Origin of the sequence: Corallococcus sp. CA041A (genome assembly GCF_003612075.1) — a bacterium.
GTDB classification, from domain to species: domain Bacteria; phylum Myxococcota; class Myxococcia; order Myxococcales; family Myxococcaceae; genus Corallococcus; species Corallococcus exiguus.
Genome location: NZ_RAWF01000076.1, coordinates 1 through 16,874, shown reverse-complemented (window position 1 = coordinate 16,874; position 16,874 = coordinate 1). Strand labels below are relative to the sequence as shown.

The following is a 16,874-nucleotide window of genomic DNA, read 5'->3' as shown; positions in this document are numbered from 1 at the left end:
GAACAGACGGCGCAAATCAAAAGAGTCCGATTGATCTACGAAGAGACCTTCAAGCCATTGGAACCTGATGCCCTTGAGCGTGCCGTGAATAGAGCTGAGCGTATGGCAAAAGGAGTGGAGGTGCTGTTTCAATGAAGGCAATGAGTTCTCTTGAGCCGAAAGCAGGCGATCGCCTGCGATTCCTGCTGGACGGGGCACTTGGCCATCGAGCTGAATCGGACACCGAGCTCACGCCCTTCCTCGCAGCGCTGGAGTCTCACGCCGAAGGCTGGATGCCGGATGTTGTGAAGGGAGCGCAACGGCGAAAATACTCGCGCGCCTCCATCAAGAAAGCGTTGGAGGAGCAGCGCGATGAGCATGGAACATCCGTCGCACTTTACCGTGTACAGCCCTTGGTTGAGTTGACGCTCGATCTCGATCTTCCTCCATCAGGAAATCAGTTGAGCTGTAGCCTTGGTGTTCAGCCCCTCTCGTTGTTTTCAGAGCGAGGGCGGTGTCTCATGTTTTTAGATATGATCAGGACCTTGGCTGCGCACTACCTGGTCGACTACGCCATGGCTCATGGCATGGCGGATCGGCAGCTCGCAGGAGTTCCGTACTTCGGTCGTGATGAAAAGGCCTCGCGAAGGGATGGCTTCGACAAGATCTACGAGGTGTTCTGGCTCAATGTCTTCGGTCCCAAGCTCGTGGAAGGCGTAGGTCGCGAACGGGTGCTCTCGACGCCTGCGCACCTCGTGGAGGAACTCCCCAACGGCTCCGTCCTCCTGGTGCTGTGGCCTACCGCCGCGGACTTCGCCAGAGACGAAGCGCGAGTGGCCCAGGCCCGCGCCCATGTCCACCTTCGGCCCGACCTCGACTTCGACACGGTGCTGCGCACGCTGAGGGAGCGCAGCGCCGCACTCGTCCCCGTCGAGCCGCGCTTCCACCCGGACCTGGCACCGCTGCTCTCGCGGCTGCCGGACGCGTTCGCCATCAGCGAGCGGCAACGGAAGATCGCCGAGCTCAACGCCTTCCGGCCTCCAGCGCCGGAGGAGTGGCTCCCAGTCGCCCTGCCCTCGGACGTGGGGAATCCGGAGCGCGTCCTCACCTCCTACGGAGACCTGTCCGAAGGACTCGTGGCCGCGCTGCACACGAAGGTGCCGTCCATCATGGCCGCGACGCCCGAGTCCCTCACGGACCTGGACTTCCACTTCTGGCGGGAGAACTTTCCGGAGCGCTACAAGCGGGACCTCATCGACGGGCATACCGCCCCAGCCGTGGGGGCCTACCTGGGCGACGTGCTGGTGAAACACCTGAACGGGGAGTGGCTGCCACGGCGGAAGCTGGAGGAGTCCCAGGTGCGTGTCGGCCAGCGCGTCTGGCTGCCCTTCCTCCGCGCCCGCCGGTACATGCAGTCCCGCCAGTCGTTGCTGGACTCCTCGCTCACCCAGTTCTTCCGTGAGGCGGAGCGGCACCGGGCCTGATGGAGAGCGCTTCGCTCAACTCCACGCCAGCCGCACTAACTCTTCGCGTCCGCGTGCGGCAGCCGCACCGTGAACGTCGTGCCCGCCTCCCGCGTGGACGTCACGTCGATGGTTCCTCCGTGCGCATGCACGATGGTCCGCACGATGTAGAGCCCCAGGCCCACGCTGCGCGTCGCCGCGTCCATTCCCGGTGCCCCGCGCTGCATGGGCTGGAAGATGCGGGGCAGTACGTTGGAGGCGATGGGGGCTCCGCCGTTGTGCACCTCCAGCAGGATGCTCCCGGGCACCTCCCGCAGACGCACCGCCACCGGCGTGTCCTCCGGCGAGTACTTCAGCGCGTTGCCCAGCAGGTTGATGAGCAATTGCGTGACGCGGTCCGGATCCCAGCAGCCGCGCAGGCCCGCCTGCGGCAGTGACAACTGGAGGTCGCGCTCCGGGGCGGTCATCCGCACCTCCTCCACCACCTGACGCACCAGCGCCCCCAATTCCAGATCCTGGCACTGCACCGGGAGCCCGCCGCCCATGCGCGCCTGGGTGAAGTCCAACAGGTCGCGGATCATCCGCACCGCGCGCTCCGCGGAGTTCTGGATGCGCAGGACGGCCTTCGTCGCGCGCTCGCTCAGGTCCTCGCGCTTGAGCAGCGACGACGTGCCCAGGGTGATGGCGCTCAGCGGGTTGCGCAGGTCGTGCGACACGATGCCCACCAGGTACTGCTCGAACTCCGTGCGCTGGCGCGCCGCCTCCTCCGCCAGCTTGCGCTCCGTCACGTCCAGCCCCGTGCCCACGAACCGCAGGGGCCGTCCGTCCGGCCCGAAGTGCACGTGGCCCCGCCCGGAGAGCCATCGCTCGGCCTGGCCTGGCCTCGGGAGCCTCGCGCGGAACTCGCACGCGTACTCGCCGGAGCCTCCGGGCCGGGCGGCCTCCTCCATCGCGTGCTCCACCAGGGGCCGGTCCTCCTCCAGGACGAAGCGCATGGCCTCTTCGAGCAGCACCTCGCCTTGCGCGGGCAGGCCCAGCATGGCGCGGAAGCGCGCATCCCAGGTGCCCCGGCCCGTGGCCAGCTCGATGTCCCAGCTGCCCATGTCCGCCGCGTCCAGCGCCAGCCGCAGGCGCTCCTCGCTGGCCTTGAGCGTCCCCGCCAGGTCTTCCGCGCGCTGACGGGCCTGCACGGCTTCGGTGACCTCGTTGGCGACGACGAGGATGCCCTGGAGGCCGACCTCCGTCTCGTGCAGCGGCTGGTAGATGAGGTTGAAGTACGCTTCCTCCAGGGCTCCGCCCGCGGCCCGCGCCAGCCGCACGGGCAGTTCGTGGCCCACGTAGGGCGCCCCCGTGGTGAGCACTCCGTCCAGCAGCTCCCGGATGCCCTGGCCCTCCACCTCCGGCAGCGCTTCGAGCACGGGACGGCCCAGGACCTGGTCGCTGGTGCGGCCCCAGAGCTGGCAGACGCGGTCGTTGGCCAGCGCCACGACGTGCGCGGGCCCCCGGAGGATGGCGAGCGCGACGGGCGCCTGCCGCAAGAGCGCGTGCAACTGGCTCAGCTCCGTGTCGGCCTGGACGCGCGCGGTCCGCGCCTCCCGCAGCTGCTGTTCGTGTCCGTTCTGCGCCTCCCATCGGGAGGTGACGTCCTGCATGGCGCCCACCATGCGCACGCCCCGGCCCGCCGCGTCGCGCAGGATGACGCCCGTGTCCAGCACCCGCACGACGTCGCCCTGGCGGTTGAGGAACCGGTACTCGTCCTGCCAGCGCGCCTGCGTGCCCTGGATGGCCGCGCGGATGCCGTGCTCCACCCGCTCCCGGTCCTCCGGGTGGATGCGCGCCACCCACCACTGCGCCAGGGGGCCTATCTCCTCGGGCGCGAAGCCCAGCAGCCTGCGCGTCTCCCCGCTCCAGGCGACCTTCTGCGTGAGGAGGTTCCAATCCCAGACGGTGTCCGCGGCCGCCTGGCTGGCCAGCCGATAGCGCGTCTCCGACGCCTCCATCCGCGCGTGGGCTTCGCTCAGCCGGCCCATCAGCAGTGCGCGGTCGAGGATGCCGGAGAGGTACTCCACCAGCGTCTCCAGGAAGCGCTTGGCCCGCGGCGGCACCGGCCGGGCCTCCGCGAAGCCCACGCAGAGGACGCCCATCAGGGCGCCGTGGGGCCACAGCCGCAGGCCCAGCAGGGTGCTCCACGCACTGGCCTCCAGCCCTTCGCGTTCGAAGTCCTCCAGCCCCCGCGCCTGCGCGAGCACCAGCGGCTCCTCGGCGCGCGCCACCCGGCCCAGGAAGGACGGCCCCTGGGTGTCCGCCCACCGGCCGGCAGGCGGAACGAGGTGCAGGGTGTGCGCGGCGGGGAACAACCTCCGGCCGCCCGCGTCCACGAGGAACAGCTCCGCTCCGGCGGCCTCCATCGCTCGGGCGATGAGCTCCACCAGCGGCTTGAGCGGGCCCTGCATGTCCGTGCCGGGCTCCAGCGACCGGGGCGCCAGCGCGTCCATCTGGCGCAGGAATCGCTTCTCCCGCTGGCGATCCTCCAGCGAGTCGCCGGAGAAGAGGAACACCACGTGTTCCATGGCCTCCTCTATCTGCTGGAAGAGGCACTGAAGGTCCGAGGCGTCGGGCTTGCGCTCCGGCTGGGCGTCCTCCCAGAGCTGGGGGATGAGCCGCCCCAGGAGCGTGTATTCCTCCGTCGCGTCCTCCTGCGTGGCGCCCACGCGCAGCCGCAGGTTGATGTGGGCCTCCTCCAGGCGCGCCCGCGTCTCCAACCGCTCCGGCGTGGGGCCGTGCCGGCAGATGGCCGCGACCGAATGGAGGTATTCCGGGACCGTGGAGATGAGCTCCGAAGGCTTCAGTCCCTGCGTGCTCTCCAGCCCGCGCGCCGCCTCCGAGAAGCGCCGCACCAGGGCGTCCAGGTTGGCTTCGATGAAGTCCGCGATGAGATTCATGGGCCCGTAGAGAAGGGGGTAGGGGCTCGTGTCTCCCGGTGCAACCGACCCGCCTGGTTTCCCTCGTGATTCCCGACAGGCGGACGGGCGGGGGCCTGCCCCGCGTGAAATCACCGCACGCCGTGAGGGGCAGGGAGGCACGTCTTCCTTGGCGCTCGTAGCAATACCTGCGTAGGCTGCCGTCCGTGAGCAGCACCCCCTCGCGTTCCATCATCCTCATCGTTGACGACGAACCGGACCTGCGCGAGGTCGTGGCGGAGCTGCTGGAGATGGAGGACTACACGGTGCTCCAGGCCGCCAATGGCCAGGCAGCCCTGGACGTCCTCGCCGCCAACAACGACCAGCCCTGCCTGGTGCTGCTGGACCTGATGATGCCGGTGATGGACGGCCACGAGTTCCTCCACCGGCTGCGGGAGGACGCGCGCTACCGCGAGCTGCCCGTGCTGATGCTCACCGCCCACTTCTCCGCCAAGGCCCCGCCGGGCACGGTGGGCCTGCTGCGCAAGCCCGTGGACATCCCGGAGCTGCTGTCCATGGTGGCGCGGCACTGCCCCGCCGCCGCCTGAGCGCACGGCATCACGCCGTCGCGGTGTGCACCGCGATGGCGTCCAGCAGCGCCTCCAGCTTCACCGGCTTGCCCAGCCGTCCGGCCACGCCATGCGGCAAGGGCAGGGTGGGGTGCGCCGTGAGCACCAGCACCTGCATGAGCGCGAGCGCGCCCGTGCCGCGCAGGTGTTCGATGAAGGCGTGGCCGTCCATCACCGGCATCACCAGGTCCAGCAGGACGAGGGCGGGCATCCGCTCCTGCTCCGCCAGCAGGTTGAGCGCGTCCTGGCCGTTCATCGCCGTGAGGACGCGGTAGCCCTCCGACTCCAGGATTTCGCGCAGCGCCTCGCGGACGTCCTCGTTGTTCTCGACGAGGAGCAGGGTGGTGCGGTGTTGCGGAGTGGACACGCATGCACGGTAGGGCACGGGTGCCAGCGTTTCCAGGGGGCTCGTGGGCCTGGACGGCCGGGAGGCGCGGGAGCGGGGTGGCGTGCGCCCTCCGGGATTCATGCGCCGGCCCGGGGCAGCGTCAGGGTGAAGACCGTCCGCTGCGCGTCCGACGTCACGGTGAGCGTGCCCCGGTGGCCTCGGACAATCTGGTCGGAGATGAAGAGGCCCAGGCCCAGGCCCGACGGAACGTGGGCGCCGGTGCGCGCGCGCTGGAAGGGGTGGAACAAGGTCTCCAGCTCCGCCGGGGCGATGGTCTCTCCCGGGTTGCTCACCCGCGCGATGACCTGCTCCGGCTCGCTCACGAGCGTCAGCTCCACGGCGGCGTCCGGGGGGCTGTACTGGAGCGCGTTGCCCACCAGGTTGCTCAGCACCTGCGCCAGCCGGTCCGCGTCCCAGTTCCCCGTGAGGGGACCCGTGGACGTCACCTTCACGGTGCGGTGGGGGTGCACCAGCTCCAGCTCCTCCACCACCTGGCGCGCCACCTGGCCCAGGTCCGTGGCGGCCGGGTTCAGGGGGATGCCGCTGCCCAGCCGGCTGCGGGTGAAGTCCAGCAGCTCGGTGATCATCCGCGTCATCCGGTCCGTGCTGTTGATGATGCGGCTGGCGGTGCGCTCCAGCGCGGGGGGCAGTTGCTCGCTGGCGACGAGGAAGCTGGCGCCCATGCGGATGGAGCTGAGGGGGTTGCGCAGGTCGTGGCCCACGATGCCCAGGAAGCGCTCGCGGAACTCCGCGGACGCGCGCAGCTCCGCCTCCGCCTGCTTGTGCCGGGTGACGTCCACCAGCACGCTGCCCACGCCCACCACCTCACCCCGGGCCGTGCGCACCGGGTGGTAGCTGGCCATCACGTACAGCTCGCCGTGGGGGACGCCCGGGTGCTCCAGCGTGAAGCCCAGCTCCTCCACGGGCTCGCCCGTCTCCAGGACACGGCGGAGGAGGGGCTCCAGCCGCGAGGCGAAGCGGGGCAGGACCTCCACCAGCGTCCGGCCCGGGTAGGCATCCACGGACAAGCCGTCCAGCTTCGCCATGCGCGCGTTGACGCGCACGAAGCGCAGGTCCCGGTCCAACAGCGACAGCCCCACGGGCGAGGACGTGAGCAGCGCGTCCAGTTGCGCGAACACCTCCGCCTTCTCCTCGCTCGAGCGCCGCACGTCGTCCGCCAGCCGCTTGGTGCGCGCGAGCGCGTCCACCCGCGCGCGCACCTCCTCCGTGCGGAAGGGCTTGGCCACGTAGTCGTTGGCGCCCGCGCGCAGGCCCTGCACCAGGTCCTCCGGCCGGCCGTGCGCGGTGAGCAGCAGGACCGGCAGGGCCTGGGTCTCCCGCTGTCCGCGCAGGAACTGACAGACCTCGGGACCGGACATTCCCGGCATCTCCCAATCCAACACCACCACGTCCGGTGCCCGCCCGGCGTGCAGCCTTTCGAGCATCGCGGCGCCGTCAGGGAACGTCTCCACCTGGAAGCCCGTTCCCAGCGCGGTCTTGATGAAGCGCGCCTCGCTGGCGCTGTCGTCCACCACCCAGACGCAAGGTGCGTGCTCCAGGGGGAGTGGAGGCGGGCCCGGCGGGTGGGGGAAGGAGGCGTCGGGCGGAGGAGGCGGGCGCATGGTTGAAATTCGGTCCCCGGTGCGGAAAAACAGGAGGGCGCAGGGTGCCGGATGTGCGGGCGGTCGTGGCGCTTCGTCGCCCGCCGTGGCACATCGTCCAAGGCGGGCGTGGACCAGCCAACGTTCAACGCGCGCCGGATGACTCATTTCTTTCAGCGGATCGGAATCGATCTAGCTTGGCCGGTCGTTTCCAGAGGACGCCATGCCCGAGGTACTCGTCGTCGATGACAGCAAGGTGATGCGCGACATGGTGGTCGCCTGCCTGCGGCCCTATCCGGAGAGCCACTTCACCCAGGCGTCCAGCGGGTTGGAGGCCATCGAGCAGCTGTCGCTCAAGCCGTACGACCTGCTCGTGCTGGACCTCAACATGCCGGACATCGGTGGCATCGAGGTGGTGGAGTTCGTGCGCGGACAGGACCACCTGCGCAACCTGCCCATCATCATCGTCACCACGCGTGGCGACGAGGCGTCCCGTGAGCGCGCGTTGCAGGCCGGCGCGGACCGCTTCATGACCAAGCCCTTCACGCCGGACTCCATCCAGGGCGCCGCCCGGGCCCTTCTGGAGAAGACCCCGGCCGAGGCGCCGCGCGGGTGACGGGAACCGGGGAGTTCGCGGAGTTCCTCCCCGCGTACCTGGCGGAGGCGGATGAGCTGCTTGCCTCCGCGCAGAAGGACCTGCTCGCGGTGGAGGAGGCCGTTCGCAAGGGGCAGGCCCAGCCCCGCGCGGTGCGCGAGTTGTTCCGCGCGCTGCACACGCTCAAGGGCCTGTCCGCCATGGTGGACGTGGAGCCCGTCGTCTCCGTGGCGCACTGGATGGAGGCGTCGCTGCGGCTGGCGGATCAGGCCGGCGGCCGGCTGCCCGAGTCCAGCGTGGAGCCGCTGGTGGAGGGCTTGCGCGCCATCGAGCTGCGCGTGCGGCAGCTGGGCGCCGGGAAGACGGCGTCGCCCGCGCCCGCGAACCTGCTGGAGCGGCTGGAGGCGCTGGGGCCGCAGGTGCGGGACGCGGCCCCCAAGCGGTCCCGGCCCGTGAAGCTGGACGCGGAGGCCGCGTTCGCCTCCCGCCTGACCCCGTCCGAGCGCGAGCAGCTGGAGGGCGGGCTCGCCGGAGGCCAGCGCGCGCTGCGGCTGGACTTCGTGCCGTCGTCGGAGCGCGCCGCGAAGGGCTTCAACATCAACACCGTGCGCGAGCGCATGGCGAAGCTCGCGGACATCGTGAAGGTCCTGCCCCTGTCCGGCGCCGCCGCGGGGGGCGCGTCGCTCGCGTTCGCGCTGCTGCTGATCACTCGCGCGGAGGACGCCGTGCTGCTGGACGCCGTGGGCGGTGCTCCCGCCACGGTGCGCTCGCTGGAGGCCGCCGGACCCGCCGAGCCGGCGCCCGAGGACGGGGTCCCGGTTGGCGCGGCGGGCGCGCCCGGTCCCGCAGTCCTCGAGGAGGAGCTGGACGAGCCGGAGGTGCGCCGGGGTGGTGGCCTGCTGCGCGTGGAGGTGTCCCGGCTGGACGAGGCCATGGAGTGGCTGGCGGCGCTCGTGGTCAACCGCTCGCGGCTGACGCGCGCGGTGGCGGCGCTCACCCAGGCGGGCGCGCCCACGCGGGAAATCACCGCCATCCTCCAGGAGAACGGCCGGCAGCTGCGCGACCTGCGCTCGGCCATCCTGCGGCTGCGCATGGTGCGCGTGGGTGACGTGCTGGAGCGGCTGCCCCTGCTGGTGCGCGGCCTGCGCCGGGCCACGGGCAAGGCGGTGCGGCTGGAGCTGGACGTGGGCGACGCGGAGCTGGACAAGGCGGTGGCGGACCGGCTGCTGCCCGCGCTGGTGCACCTGGTGCGCAACGCCGTGGACCACGCGCTGGAGTCCCCCGAGGAGCGCCAGGCCGCGGGCAAGGCCCAGGAAGGGCTGGTGCGCCTCAGCTGCCATGCGCGCGCCAGCGGCCAGCTGGAGCTCACCCTGCGCGACGATGGACGCGGCGTGGACGCGAAGGCGGTGGCGAAGGCGGCGAACGCCCCCGTGCCGGACTCCGCGGACGCGCTGCTGGACCTCTTGTGCCGGCCCGGCCTGTCCACGCGCCAGGAGGCCACGCGCACCAGCGGCCGGGGCATGGGCATGGACATCGTGCGCCGCATCGTCGTGGAGCAGCTGGGCGGCGAGCTGCTCATGGACACGCGCAAGGGCGTGGGCACCACCTTCACCCTGAGCGTCCCCCTGACGGTGACGCTGATGGACGCCATCGTCTTCGAGTGCGCGGGCCGCCGGTACGCGGTCGCGGTGGGCACCGTGGAGGAGCTCATCGACGTGGCGGGCGTGGTGCGCCCCGCGGGCGCGGACGGCATCGGGCTGGTGCAGCGCCGGGGCGCGGCGGTGCCGCTGGTGTCGCTGGTGTCGCTGCTGGACGCGACCGGGGACGCCAGCGCGGCGGGCCAGGGCGCCAAGGCGCTCATCGTGCGCCAGCGCGGGGAGCCGGTGGCCTTCGCGGTGGACCGGCTCGTGGGACAGCAGGAGATCGTCCTGCGGCCGTTGGAGGATCCGCTCGTGCGCGTGCCTGGCGTGGCCGGCGCCACGGACCTGGGTGACGGCCAGCCCACGCTGGTGCTGGACCTGGGCGCGTTGGGCGCGGCGCGCGCGGGCCGCCGCAAGCGTGCGACCAGGGCAGGGGAGTGGGTGTCATGAACGTGCTGCACGTGCTGTTCAAGGTGGACGGGACCGAATACGCGATGCCCGCGGCGGACGTGGTGCAGATGGAGTCCTTCACCGGCGCGACGCCGGTGCCCGGGGCGCCCGCGCACGTGGCCGGCCTGGTGCAGGTGCGCGGCCGGGTCATCCCGGTGGTGGACGCGCGCGCCCGCTTCGGGCTGCCGGCGGGGACGCAGTCCCTGGATTCACGGGTGGTTGTGGGGCAGCTGGGCGAGCGCACCGTGGGGCTGCTCGTGGACAGCGCCCGCGAAGTGCTGAAGCTGGACCCCCGCACCATCCAGCCGCCCCCACCCATGGTGGTGGAGGGCGCGAAGGGGTTCGTGAAGGCCGTGGCGCAAGTGGGCCCCCGGCTGGTGATGCTTATCGATTTCCCCCGGGTGGTGGGGGAGGAGGCGGCGGATGTCGACGGACAACGGTAACAGCGTGCGCAAGCTGGAGGACGCTCGCGCGCTGGCGGAGCGCGCCTCGCTCCAGGTGGCGGAAGGCGTGGGGCTGGTGAAGTCCACCGAGCAGCTGGCGACGCGGCTCGCGTCCGCGGGCAACGACCAGGCGGCGGCGGGCGAGCAGGTGCGGATCGCCATCGAGTCCGTGGCCGCGCAGGTGGAGCAGACGAGCACCGCCGTGCAGTCGCTGGTGCGCAGCCAGCTGTCCGCGGGCGAAGCGGCGAAGGGCGTGCAGCAGGAGGCGGAGACCAACGCGGCCACGATGCAGGAGGTGACGGCGTCGGTGTCCGGCGTGCGCAAGGACGCGGGCTCGCTCGCCTCCAGCGCGGACGTGACGGCCTCCACGCTGGAGGAGGTGGCGCGCTCGGTGAAGGGCGTGAGCGCCAACGCGGAGGACCTGGCCGCTTCCAGCGAGGAGTTGCTGGCGAGCATGCAGGAGATGACCGCCACGGTGGAGGACCTGGTGTCGCGCAACCAGACCAGCGCCGCCACCACGGAGGAGGTCGCCGCCACCATTGAAGAGATGTCCAAGGGCATCACCCGGCTGGCCGCGGACGCGCAGGGCGTGGGCGAGCGCATGGGCCAGGTGTCCGGCGCCGTGGTGTCCCTGGGCAAGACGCTCCAGGACGTGGTGCGCGACGCGGCCGCCATGGCCTCCAGCGTGGAGGATACGGCCGCCACGTCGGAGCAGGTGGCCCGCAGCGTGCGCGGCGTCGCCGAGCACACGCGCACCCTGGAGGCGAGCGCCGTCACCACCGCGTCCACCGTGCAGGAGGTGGCCGCCAGCGTGGAGGAGGTGGCCGCCACCGCGGAGAAGAACGCCGCCGTGGTGGACGCCAACGCGGCCACCATCGAGCAGCTGTCCCGCTCCGCCCAGGCGGTGGCCCGCGGGGCGGAGAGCATCAACGGCCTGGCGTCCACCAGCGCCACCGCGTCCTCGCAGCTGGAGTCCTCCACGCGCCGCGCGGCGCAGCTGACGGAGGAGGCGCGGCTGGCCGCGGAGCGCGTGGGCACGAGCGCGCGCGAGGGCGGCGCCACGGTGGGGCGCTCCATCGCGGGCTTCGGCCGCATCCGCCAGTCCATCGTGGAGTCGTCCGGGGTGATGAAGGAGATGGGCCGGCGCGCCGAGGAGATTGGCGACATCGTGCAGACCATCAACCTCATCGCGGACCGCACCAACCTCCTGTCGCTCAACGCCAGCATCGAGGCGGCGCGCGCGGGTGAGCACGGCCGCGGCTTCGCGGTGGTGGCGGAGGAGATTCGCGCCCTGGCGGACCGCGCGGCGGCGGCCAGCAGTGACGTGGCGAAGATTGTCCGGGGCCTCCAGACGACGGCGCGCGAGGCGGCGGTGGCCACCGGTGAAGGCGTGCGCGCGGCGGACGAGGGCGCGGCGCTGGCGGGAGAGGCGGAGCGCGCGCTGGGCACCATCCTCAAGGGCGTGGACGAGCTGGGCTCGAACGTGCGTGAGGCGTCGCGCGCGTCGGCGGAGCAGGTGCAGGCGGTGCAGGCGCTGGTGCATGCCACGGCGAAGGTGAGTGAGCAGGGGCGGCTCATCGCCGCGTCCGCGGTGGAGCAGGCGCAGGCCGCGCAGGCGCTGACCCAGGGCGGCACGGAGATGCGGCGCATGGCGCGGCAGACCACCCAGGCCACCCAGGACCAGGCCAAGGCGCTGCGCGACGCGGTGCGCTCCAACAACCAGCTGACGGAGGTGGCGGAGAAGGTGTCGCGCGCCATGCAGGAGCAGGCCCAGGCCGCCACGGACCTGGCCCGGGGCGCCGCGCAGATGCGCCAGCTGGTGCAGGGCGTGAGCGCCGCGGTGATGACGCAGGGCCAGCAGGTGGGGGCCCTGGGGGCGACAGCGCAGGAGGTGGCGTCCTCCACGCAGCGCACGCTCACCGGCATCTCGGAGCAGGCCAAGGCCGCGCAGGAGGTGACGAAGGCCATGGAGGCCACGCGCAAGGAGGTGGCCCAGTCCACGCGCGCCATGTCGGAGCAGGCCCGCGCGCTCAAGCAGGGCGAGCTCGCCAGCCGTCAGGTGGCCACCCTGGCCAAGGAGGTGACGCGCGCCACGGACGAGCAGGCCCAGGCGCTCACGAGCCTGGTGCGCGGAGCGGAGGAGGTGCGCCGGGTGGCGAAGACGACCGCGCGCGCGCTGGATGAGCAGACGGACGCTCTGTCCCTGCTCACCCTGTCCGCCGCGAAGCAGGCCACGGGCGTGGCGGCGGTGGCGAAGGCCGCCCTGGACCAGGCCACGATGAGCGAGCAGCTGGGCCGGTCGGTGGAGGACATGCGCATCCGCGCGAAGGAGATCGCCGGCACCACGGCGGAGCAGGCGCGCGCCATGGCCGTCACCGCCAAGGAAGTGAAGGAGGTCGCGGGCCGGCTGGGACAGCTGTCGCGGCTGAACGGAGAGCAGGTGGAGGGCTTGAGCCACCTGAGCGGCCTGTTGGGCGCCACGGAGCCGGGGACGTCCCGGAACACGCGGGAGCAGTCCACGTGAGCAGCACGACCGCGAAGCACCCGTTATCGTTGTCCGCGGAGGACCGCGCCCGGGTGGAAGAGGTGGACCAGCTGGCGCGCCGGGGCCCGGCGAGCCTGCCGGTGCTGGTGAACGGGCTGGACGCGCCGTCGTGGGCGGTGCGCCGCGCCGTGGTGTCCGCGCTGGCGCGCCTGGGCTCCGCCGCGGTGGAGCCCCTGTGCCAGGTGCTGTGCCACCGCCGGGACAACGAGGCGCGCATCGCCGCGGCGGTGGACGCGCTAGTGGCCGCCACCGGCGACGTGGAAGGCCCGGTGGAGCTCCTGGGGGACGACCCCAACCCGGCCATCGTCTGTGACGCCGCCCAGGTGCTGGGGCGCCGCCGCAGCCGGCGGTCCGTGCCGCTCTTGTCGCGGCTCATCGTCCACCCGGACGACAACGTGGCGGTGGCCGCCATCGAGGCGCTGGGCCGCGTGGGCGGCGGCGCGGCGGTGGACGCGCTCCTGTCCTCGCTGGGCAGCGGCAACTTCTTCCGCATCTTCCCCGCCATCGACGTGCTGGGCCGCTCGGGCGACCCCACCGTCGTGCCGGCGCTGATGGCGCTCTTGTCCGACCCCTTCTACGTCCTGGAGGCGGCGCGCGCGCTGGGCCGCACCGGCCAGGAGGCCGCGGTGCCCGCGCTGGTGGGCCTGCTCCAGCGCGGCAACGACGCGGTGGTGCGCGTGGCGGCGGTGGCGCTCGTCGAAATCCACGACGCGCAGGTGCAGCGCTTCGGCGGCGCGCGCACGGTGCCGTCGGTGCTGCGCTCCAGCTCGTCGGAGCCGCACCCCACCGGGCGCCGGCTGGCCCAGGTCATCGCGGGCGCGGACGCGGGGGAGAAGACCGCCGTCGCGCGCCTCTTGGGCTGGGTGGGCGGCGCGGACGCGGCCACGGGGCTCTTGAAGCTCCTGGACTCGCAGGACCTGGGCGTGTCGCGCGCGGCCGCGGCGGCCCTGGGCGAACTGGGCGCGGAGGCGGACGCGCAGATTCTTCAGGCGCTGCGCGAGGGTGACAGCTCGCGCAGGCGGGCGCTGCTGCCTTTGGTGGGCAAGCGCTCCGCGGCGGTGCCGGACGTGCTCCTGTGCCTGGAGGACCGGGACGCGACGGTGCGCGCGCTGGCGGCGGAGACGCTGTCGCGCATCGGCGACACGTCCGCGGTGCCGGCCCTGTTCGCGCGGCTGGCGGACGAGGACCCGCGCGTGTCGCAGGCGGTGGTGGGCGCCATCCAGTCGCTGGGCAGCGAGACGACGGAGACCCTGGCGCTGGAGGCGGCGCGCTCCGCGGACGCGCGCCAGCGGCGGGCGGCGCTGCGCATCGTGGCGTACTTCGGCTACCCGCGCGGCCTGGACGCGCTGCTGCTCGCCATGCGGGATCCGGACGAGCGGCTGCGCGACGCGGCCATCTACGGCCTGCCCTTCATCGACGACCCGCGCGCGGTGGACGCGCTGCTGGCCGCCGCGAACCACGAGTCGGAGCGCACGCGCGCCACCGCCATGCGCGCGCTGGGCCAGACGGACAAGCAGGCGCGCATCACCTCCACGCTGCTGGGCGGCTTGAACGACCGCGACCCGTGGGTGCGCTACTACGCGTGCCAGTCGCTGGGGAAGCTCAACGAGGAGGCCGCCGCGGACGCCATCGTCGCGCTGGCCAACGACGACGCGGGCCAGGTGCGCGTGGCGGTGGTGGACGCGCTGGCGCACATGCACACGGAGAGCGCCATGGCGGCGCTGCGCCGGGCGGCCTCGTCAGCGGACGCGGACGTGCGCCGCGCGGCCCTCCTGGGGCTGGGCGTGGCCCGGCGGCCGGACGCGCTGCCGGTGCTGCTGGAGGCGGTGCACTCGGAGGACCCGGCCACGCGGCTGGTCGCCCTGTCCGCCGTGGCGGAGTACGACGCGCCGGAGACGCTGCCCGCGCTCCTGCGCGCCGCCGGGGACCGGGATGACAGCGTGCGCAGCGCGGCGGTGGGCTTCCTCGCCACGCGCACGGGTTCGCATGCGACGCAGCAGCTGGTGTCGCTGCTGGGCGACGTGATGCTGCGCGAGCAGGTGGTGTCCGCGCTGGCGCTGCCCGTGGAAGGGCGCCTGCCCGGGCTGATGGCGGCGCTGGAGGCGGCGGACGACTCGACGGCGCCCCTGCTGGTGGCGGCGCTGGCGCGCATGCGCCGGGCGGACGCGAAGGCGGCGCTGATGCAGTCGCTCATCGGCGCGAGCCCCGCCGGACGCCGGGCCTCCGCGCCCGCCGTGGCGGCGCTGGGCACGGTGGAGGCACGCGAGGCGCTGGACAAGGCGGCCCACCGCGACGAGGACCCCGAAGTGCGCCGCGCCTGCCTGCTGGCACTGGGGCGCTAGGACACCCACGGCCATGAGTGCGCTGCCGCTGTCCCCGCAGGTCCTGGCCATCCTCTCGATGCTCATCGAGCAGCGCTCGGGCCTGCACTACGGGCCCGAGGACCGGGACCTGCTGGCGGAGAAGCTGTCCACCCGGGCACTGGATGCCGGGTTCGACTCGCTGCTCGACTACTACTACTTCCTCCGCTACGACCCGAAGGGGCCGGAGACGCTGGCCTCGCTGGTGGAGGCGCTGCTCGTCCACGAGACGTACTTCTTCCGCGAGCCCCAGGCGCTGGAGGTGCTGGTGGACGAGCTGCTCGTTCCGGAGGTCCGCGCCGGCCGCAAGCCCCGGGTGTGGTGCGCGGCGTGCTCCACCGGCGAGGAGCCCCTCACGCTGGCCATGCTCCTGGACTCGCGCGGCGTGCTGGGGGACGTGTCCATCCTGGCCACGGACCTGAGCTCCAAGGCGCTGGAGCGCGCGAAGTCGGGAGAGCACAACCTGCGCTGCCTGCGCGCGCTGCCCCCGGGCGTGATGGGGCGCTGGCTGACCATGGTGGACGGCCGTCCCCGCGTGCGGCCGGACCTGATGGCCCGGGTGGAGTGGCGGCAGCTCAACCTGGTGGACACGGAGGGCTACCCGGAGCCGGGCAGCTGCGACGCCATCCTCTGCCGCAACGTGCTCATCTACTTCCAGGACGACACCGCGCGCCGCGTGGTGGACAGCATCACCCGGACGCTGCGGCCCGGAGGGCACCTGGTGGTGGGCACCTCCGAATCCCTGATGCGCTTCGGCACGGCGCTGCGCTGCGAGGAGCGCCGCGGCGCGTTCTTCTACAGCAAGGCGGACTCATGACGTTGCGCGTGCTGGTGGTGGACGACTCGGCGTTCGCGCGCAAGGTGCTGCGCAAGGTGCTGTCGGAGGCGGAGGGGCTGGAGGTGGTGGGCACCGCGCGCGACGGCCTGGACGCGCTGGAGCGGGTGGCGGAGCTCAAGCCGGACGTCATCACCCTGGACCTGGTGATGCCGTCGCTGGACGGGACGGGCTTCCTGCGCGCGCTGGCTGGCATGCCGGACGCGCCGCGCGTGGTGGTGGTGAGCAGCGCGGGCACGGACAGCGAGCTGGCGGTGGCCGCGCTCCAGGCGGGCGCGGTGGACATGGTGCACAAGCCCACGGCGCTCGCCACGGACCGGCTCTACGAGCTGGGCGCGGAGCTGGTGGAGAAGGTGCGCATCGCGGGGCGCGCGGTGCCGCGCTATCAGCAGGAGCTGGCGGAGACCGCGGACGCCCCGCCCTCGAAGCCCCTGCCCGCGACGTCGACGAAGCTGCTGGCGGTGGGCACGTCCACGGGCGGGCCGCAGGCGCTGACGCGGTTGTTGTCCGCGCTGCCCAGGGACTTTCCGGCGCCGGTGGTGCTCGCGCTGCACATCCCCGCTGGCTACACGGAGGCCGTGGCCAAGCGGCTGGACTCGCAGAGCGCGCTGGAGGTGGTGGAGGCGAGCGACGGCATGGAGCTGGTGCCGGGCCGCGCGGTGCTGGCGCGCGCGGGCCACCACCTGAAGGTGGCGCGGCACGGGGCGCTCAACCTGGCGCGCCTGGACCGCCATCCGCTGGGCACCCCGCACCATCCCTCCGTGGACGTGCTCTTCCAGAGCGTGGCGGAGGTCTGGGGGCGGGACGCGCTGGGGCTGGTGCTCACCGGCATGGGCGAGGACGGGCTCCAGGGCGCGCGGGCCCTGCGCGCCGCGGGGGGTGTGGTGCTCACGGAGGCGGAGTCCTCCTGCGTGGTGTACGGCATGCCGCGCGCGGTGGCGGAGGCGGGCCTGTCCAACGGCAGCGCGCCGCTGGAAGACCTGGTGCCCCTCATCTCGCGCTTCGTCTGACGGGCGCGGGGCCGCCCTGTTTCAGGGGTGGTGGTG

The 16,874-nt window shown here is 72.6% G+C and carries 12 protein-coding genes; 9 read left to right on the top strand and 3 right to left on the bottom strand.

Features of this window, described 5'->3' with window-relative positions:
- Window positions 1-131: 131 nt before the first annotated feature.
- Entirely contained in the window at window positions 132-1,463 is a 1,332-nt protein-coding gene (locus tag D7V77_RS15845; protein WP_120577133.1) for a hypothetical protein, read from the top strand.
- 35 nt (window positions 1,464-1,498) lie between these two features.
- Here D7V77_RS15845 and D7V77_RS15840 read toward each other — a convergent pair whose 3' ends face one another.
- On the bottom strand, window positions 1,499-4,384 hold the full coding sequence (locus tag D7V77_RS15840; protein WP_120577132.1) for a PAS domain-containing protein: 2,886 nt from the start codon (window positions 4,382-4,384) through the stop codon (window positions 1,499-1,501).
- A gap of 185 nt (window positions 4,385-4,569) precedes the next feature.
- On the opposite strand from D7V77_RS15840, the gene D7V77_RS15835 reads away from it, so the two are divergent.
- On the top strand, window positions 4,570-4,950 hold the full coding sequence (locus D7V77_RS15835) for a response regulator (protein WP_120577131.1): 381 nt from the start codon (window positions 4,570-4,572) through the stop codon (window positions 4,948-4,950).
- A 10-nt stretch (window positions 4,951-4,960) separates the two neighbouring features.
- Here the strand turns inward: D7V77_RS15835 and D7V77_RS15830 are convergent, their stop codons facing one another.
- Window positions 4,961-5,356, bottom strand: coding sequence for a response regulator (locus D7V77_RS15830; RefSeq protein ID WP_158624411.1), 396 nt, complete (start codon window positions 5,354-5,356; stop codon window positions 4,961-4,963).
- 80 nt (window positions 5,357-5,436) lie between these two features.
- Entirely contained in the window at window positions 5,437-6,981 is a 1,545-nt protein-coding gene (locus tag D7V77_RS15825; RefSeq protein ID WP_158624410.1) for a response regulator, read from the bottom strand.
- 202 nt (window positions 6,982-7,183) lie between these two features.
- On the opposite strand from D7V77_RS15825, the gene D7V77_RS15820 reads away from it, so the two are divergent.
- Genes D7V77_RS15820 through cheB form a run of 7 tightly spaced genes read left to right on the top strand, consistent with a single transcriptional unit; the run spans window position 7,184 to window position 16,838 of the window.
- Entirely contained in the window at window positions 7,184-7,576 is a 393-nt protein-coding gene (locus tag D7V77_RS15820; RefSeq protein WP_120577128.1) for a response regulator, read from the top strand.
- Window positions 7,573-9,645 carry a chemotaxis protein CheA gene (locus tag D7V77_RS15815; protein ID WP_120577127.1) on the top strand — a complete coding sequence of 691 codons (2,073 nt, stop codon included), beginning with the start codon at window positions 7,573-7,575 and terminating at the stop codon, window positions 9,643-9,645. The genes D7V77_RS15820 and D7V77_RS15815 overlap by 4 nt, the downstream gene beginning before the upstream one ends.
- Window positions 9,642-10,088, top strand: coding sequence for a chemotaxis protein CheW (locus D7V77_RS15810; RefSeq protein ID WP_120577126.1), 447 nt, complete (start codon window positions 9,642-9,644; stop codon window positions 10,086-10,088). The genes D7V77_RS15815 and D7V77_RS15810 overlap by 4 nt, the downstream gene beginning before the upstream one ends.
- Entirely contained in the window at window positions 10,069-12,612 is a 2,544-nt protein-coding gene (locus D7V77_RS15805) for a methyl-accepting chemotaxis protein (RefSeq protein WP_120577125.1), read from the top strand. The genes D7V77_RS15810 and D7V77_RS15805 overlap by 20 nt, the downstream gene beginning before the upstream one ends.
- Window positions 12,609-14,975: a HEAT repeat domain-containing protein gene (locus D7V77_RS15800; protein ID WP_120577124.1), complete on the top strand. Its 2,367-nt coding sequence runs from the start codon at window positions 12,609-12,611 to the stop codon at window positions 14,973-14,975. The genes D7V77_RS15805 and D7V77_RS15800 overlap by 4 nt, the downstream gene beginning before the upstream one ends.
- A 13-nt stretch (window positions 14,976-14,988) precedes the next feature.
- Window positions 14,989-15,810 (top strand): protein-glutamate O-methyltransferase CheR, encoded by an 822-nt coding sequence (locus D7V77_RS15795; RefSeq protein ID WP_120577123.1) that lies wholly within the window; start codon window positions 14,989-14,991, stop codon window positions 15,808-15,810.
- Window positions 15,807-16,838 (top strand): chemotaxis-specific protein-glutamate methyltransferase CheB, encoded by a 1,032-nt coding sequence (gene cheB / locus D7V77_RS15790; RefSeq protein WP_120577122.1) that lies wholly within the window; start codon window positions 15,807-15,809, stop codon window positions 16,836-16,838. Before D7V77_RS15795 ends, cheB begins: the two co-directional genes overlap by 4 nt.
- Window positions 16,839-16,874 lie beyond the last annotated feature (36 nt).

Coding starts and splice junctions, on each gene's coding strand:
- D7V77_RS15845 (WP_120577133.1), top strand. CDS start 132: ATGAAGGCAATGAGTTCTCTTGAGCCGAAAGCAGGCGATCGCCTGCGA.
- D7V77_RS15840 (WP_120577132.1), bottom strand. CDS start 4,384: ATGAATCTCATCGCGGACTTCATCGAAGCCAACCTGGACGCCCTGGTG.
- D7V77_RS15825 (WP_158624410.1), bottom strand. CDS start 6,981: ATGCGCCCGCCTCCTCCGCCCGACGCCTCCTTCCCCCACCCGCCGGGC.
- D7V77_RS15820 (WP_120577128.1), top strand. CDS start 7,184: ATGCCCGAGGTACTCGTCGTCGATGACAGCAAGGTGATGCGCGACATG.
- D7V77_RS15810 (WP_120577126.1), top strand. CDS start 9,642: ATGAACGTGCTGCACGTGCTGTTCAAGGTGGACGGGACCGAATACGCG.
- D7V77_RS15805 (WP_120577125.1), top strand. CDS start 10,069: ATGTCGACGGACAACGGTAACAGCGTGCGCAAGCTGGAGGACGCTCGC.
- D7V77_RS15795 (WP_120577123.1), top strand. CDS start 14,989: ATGAGTGCGCTGCCGCTGTCCCCGCAGGTCCTGGCCATCCTCTCGATG.
- cheB (WP_120577122.1), top strand. CDS start 15,807: ATGACGTTGCGCGTGCTGGTGGTGGACGACTCGGCGTTCGCGCGCAAG.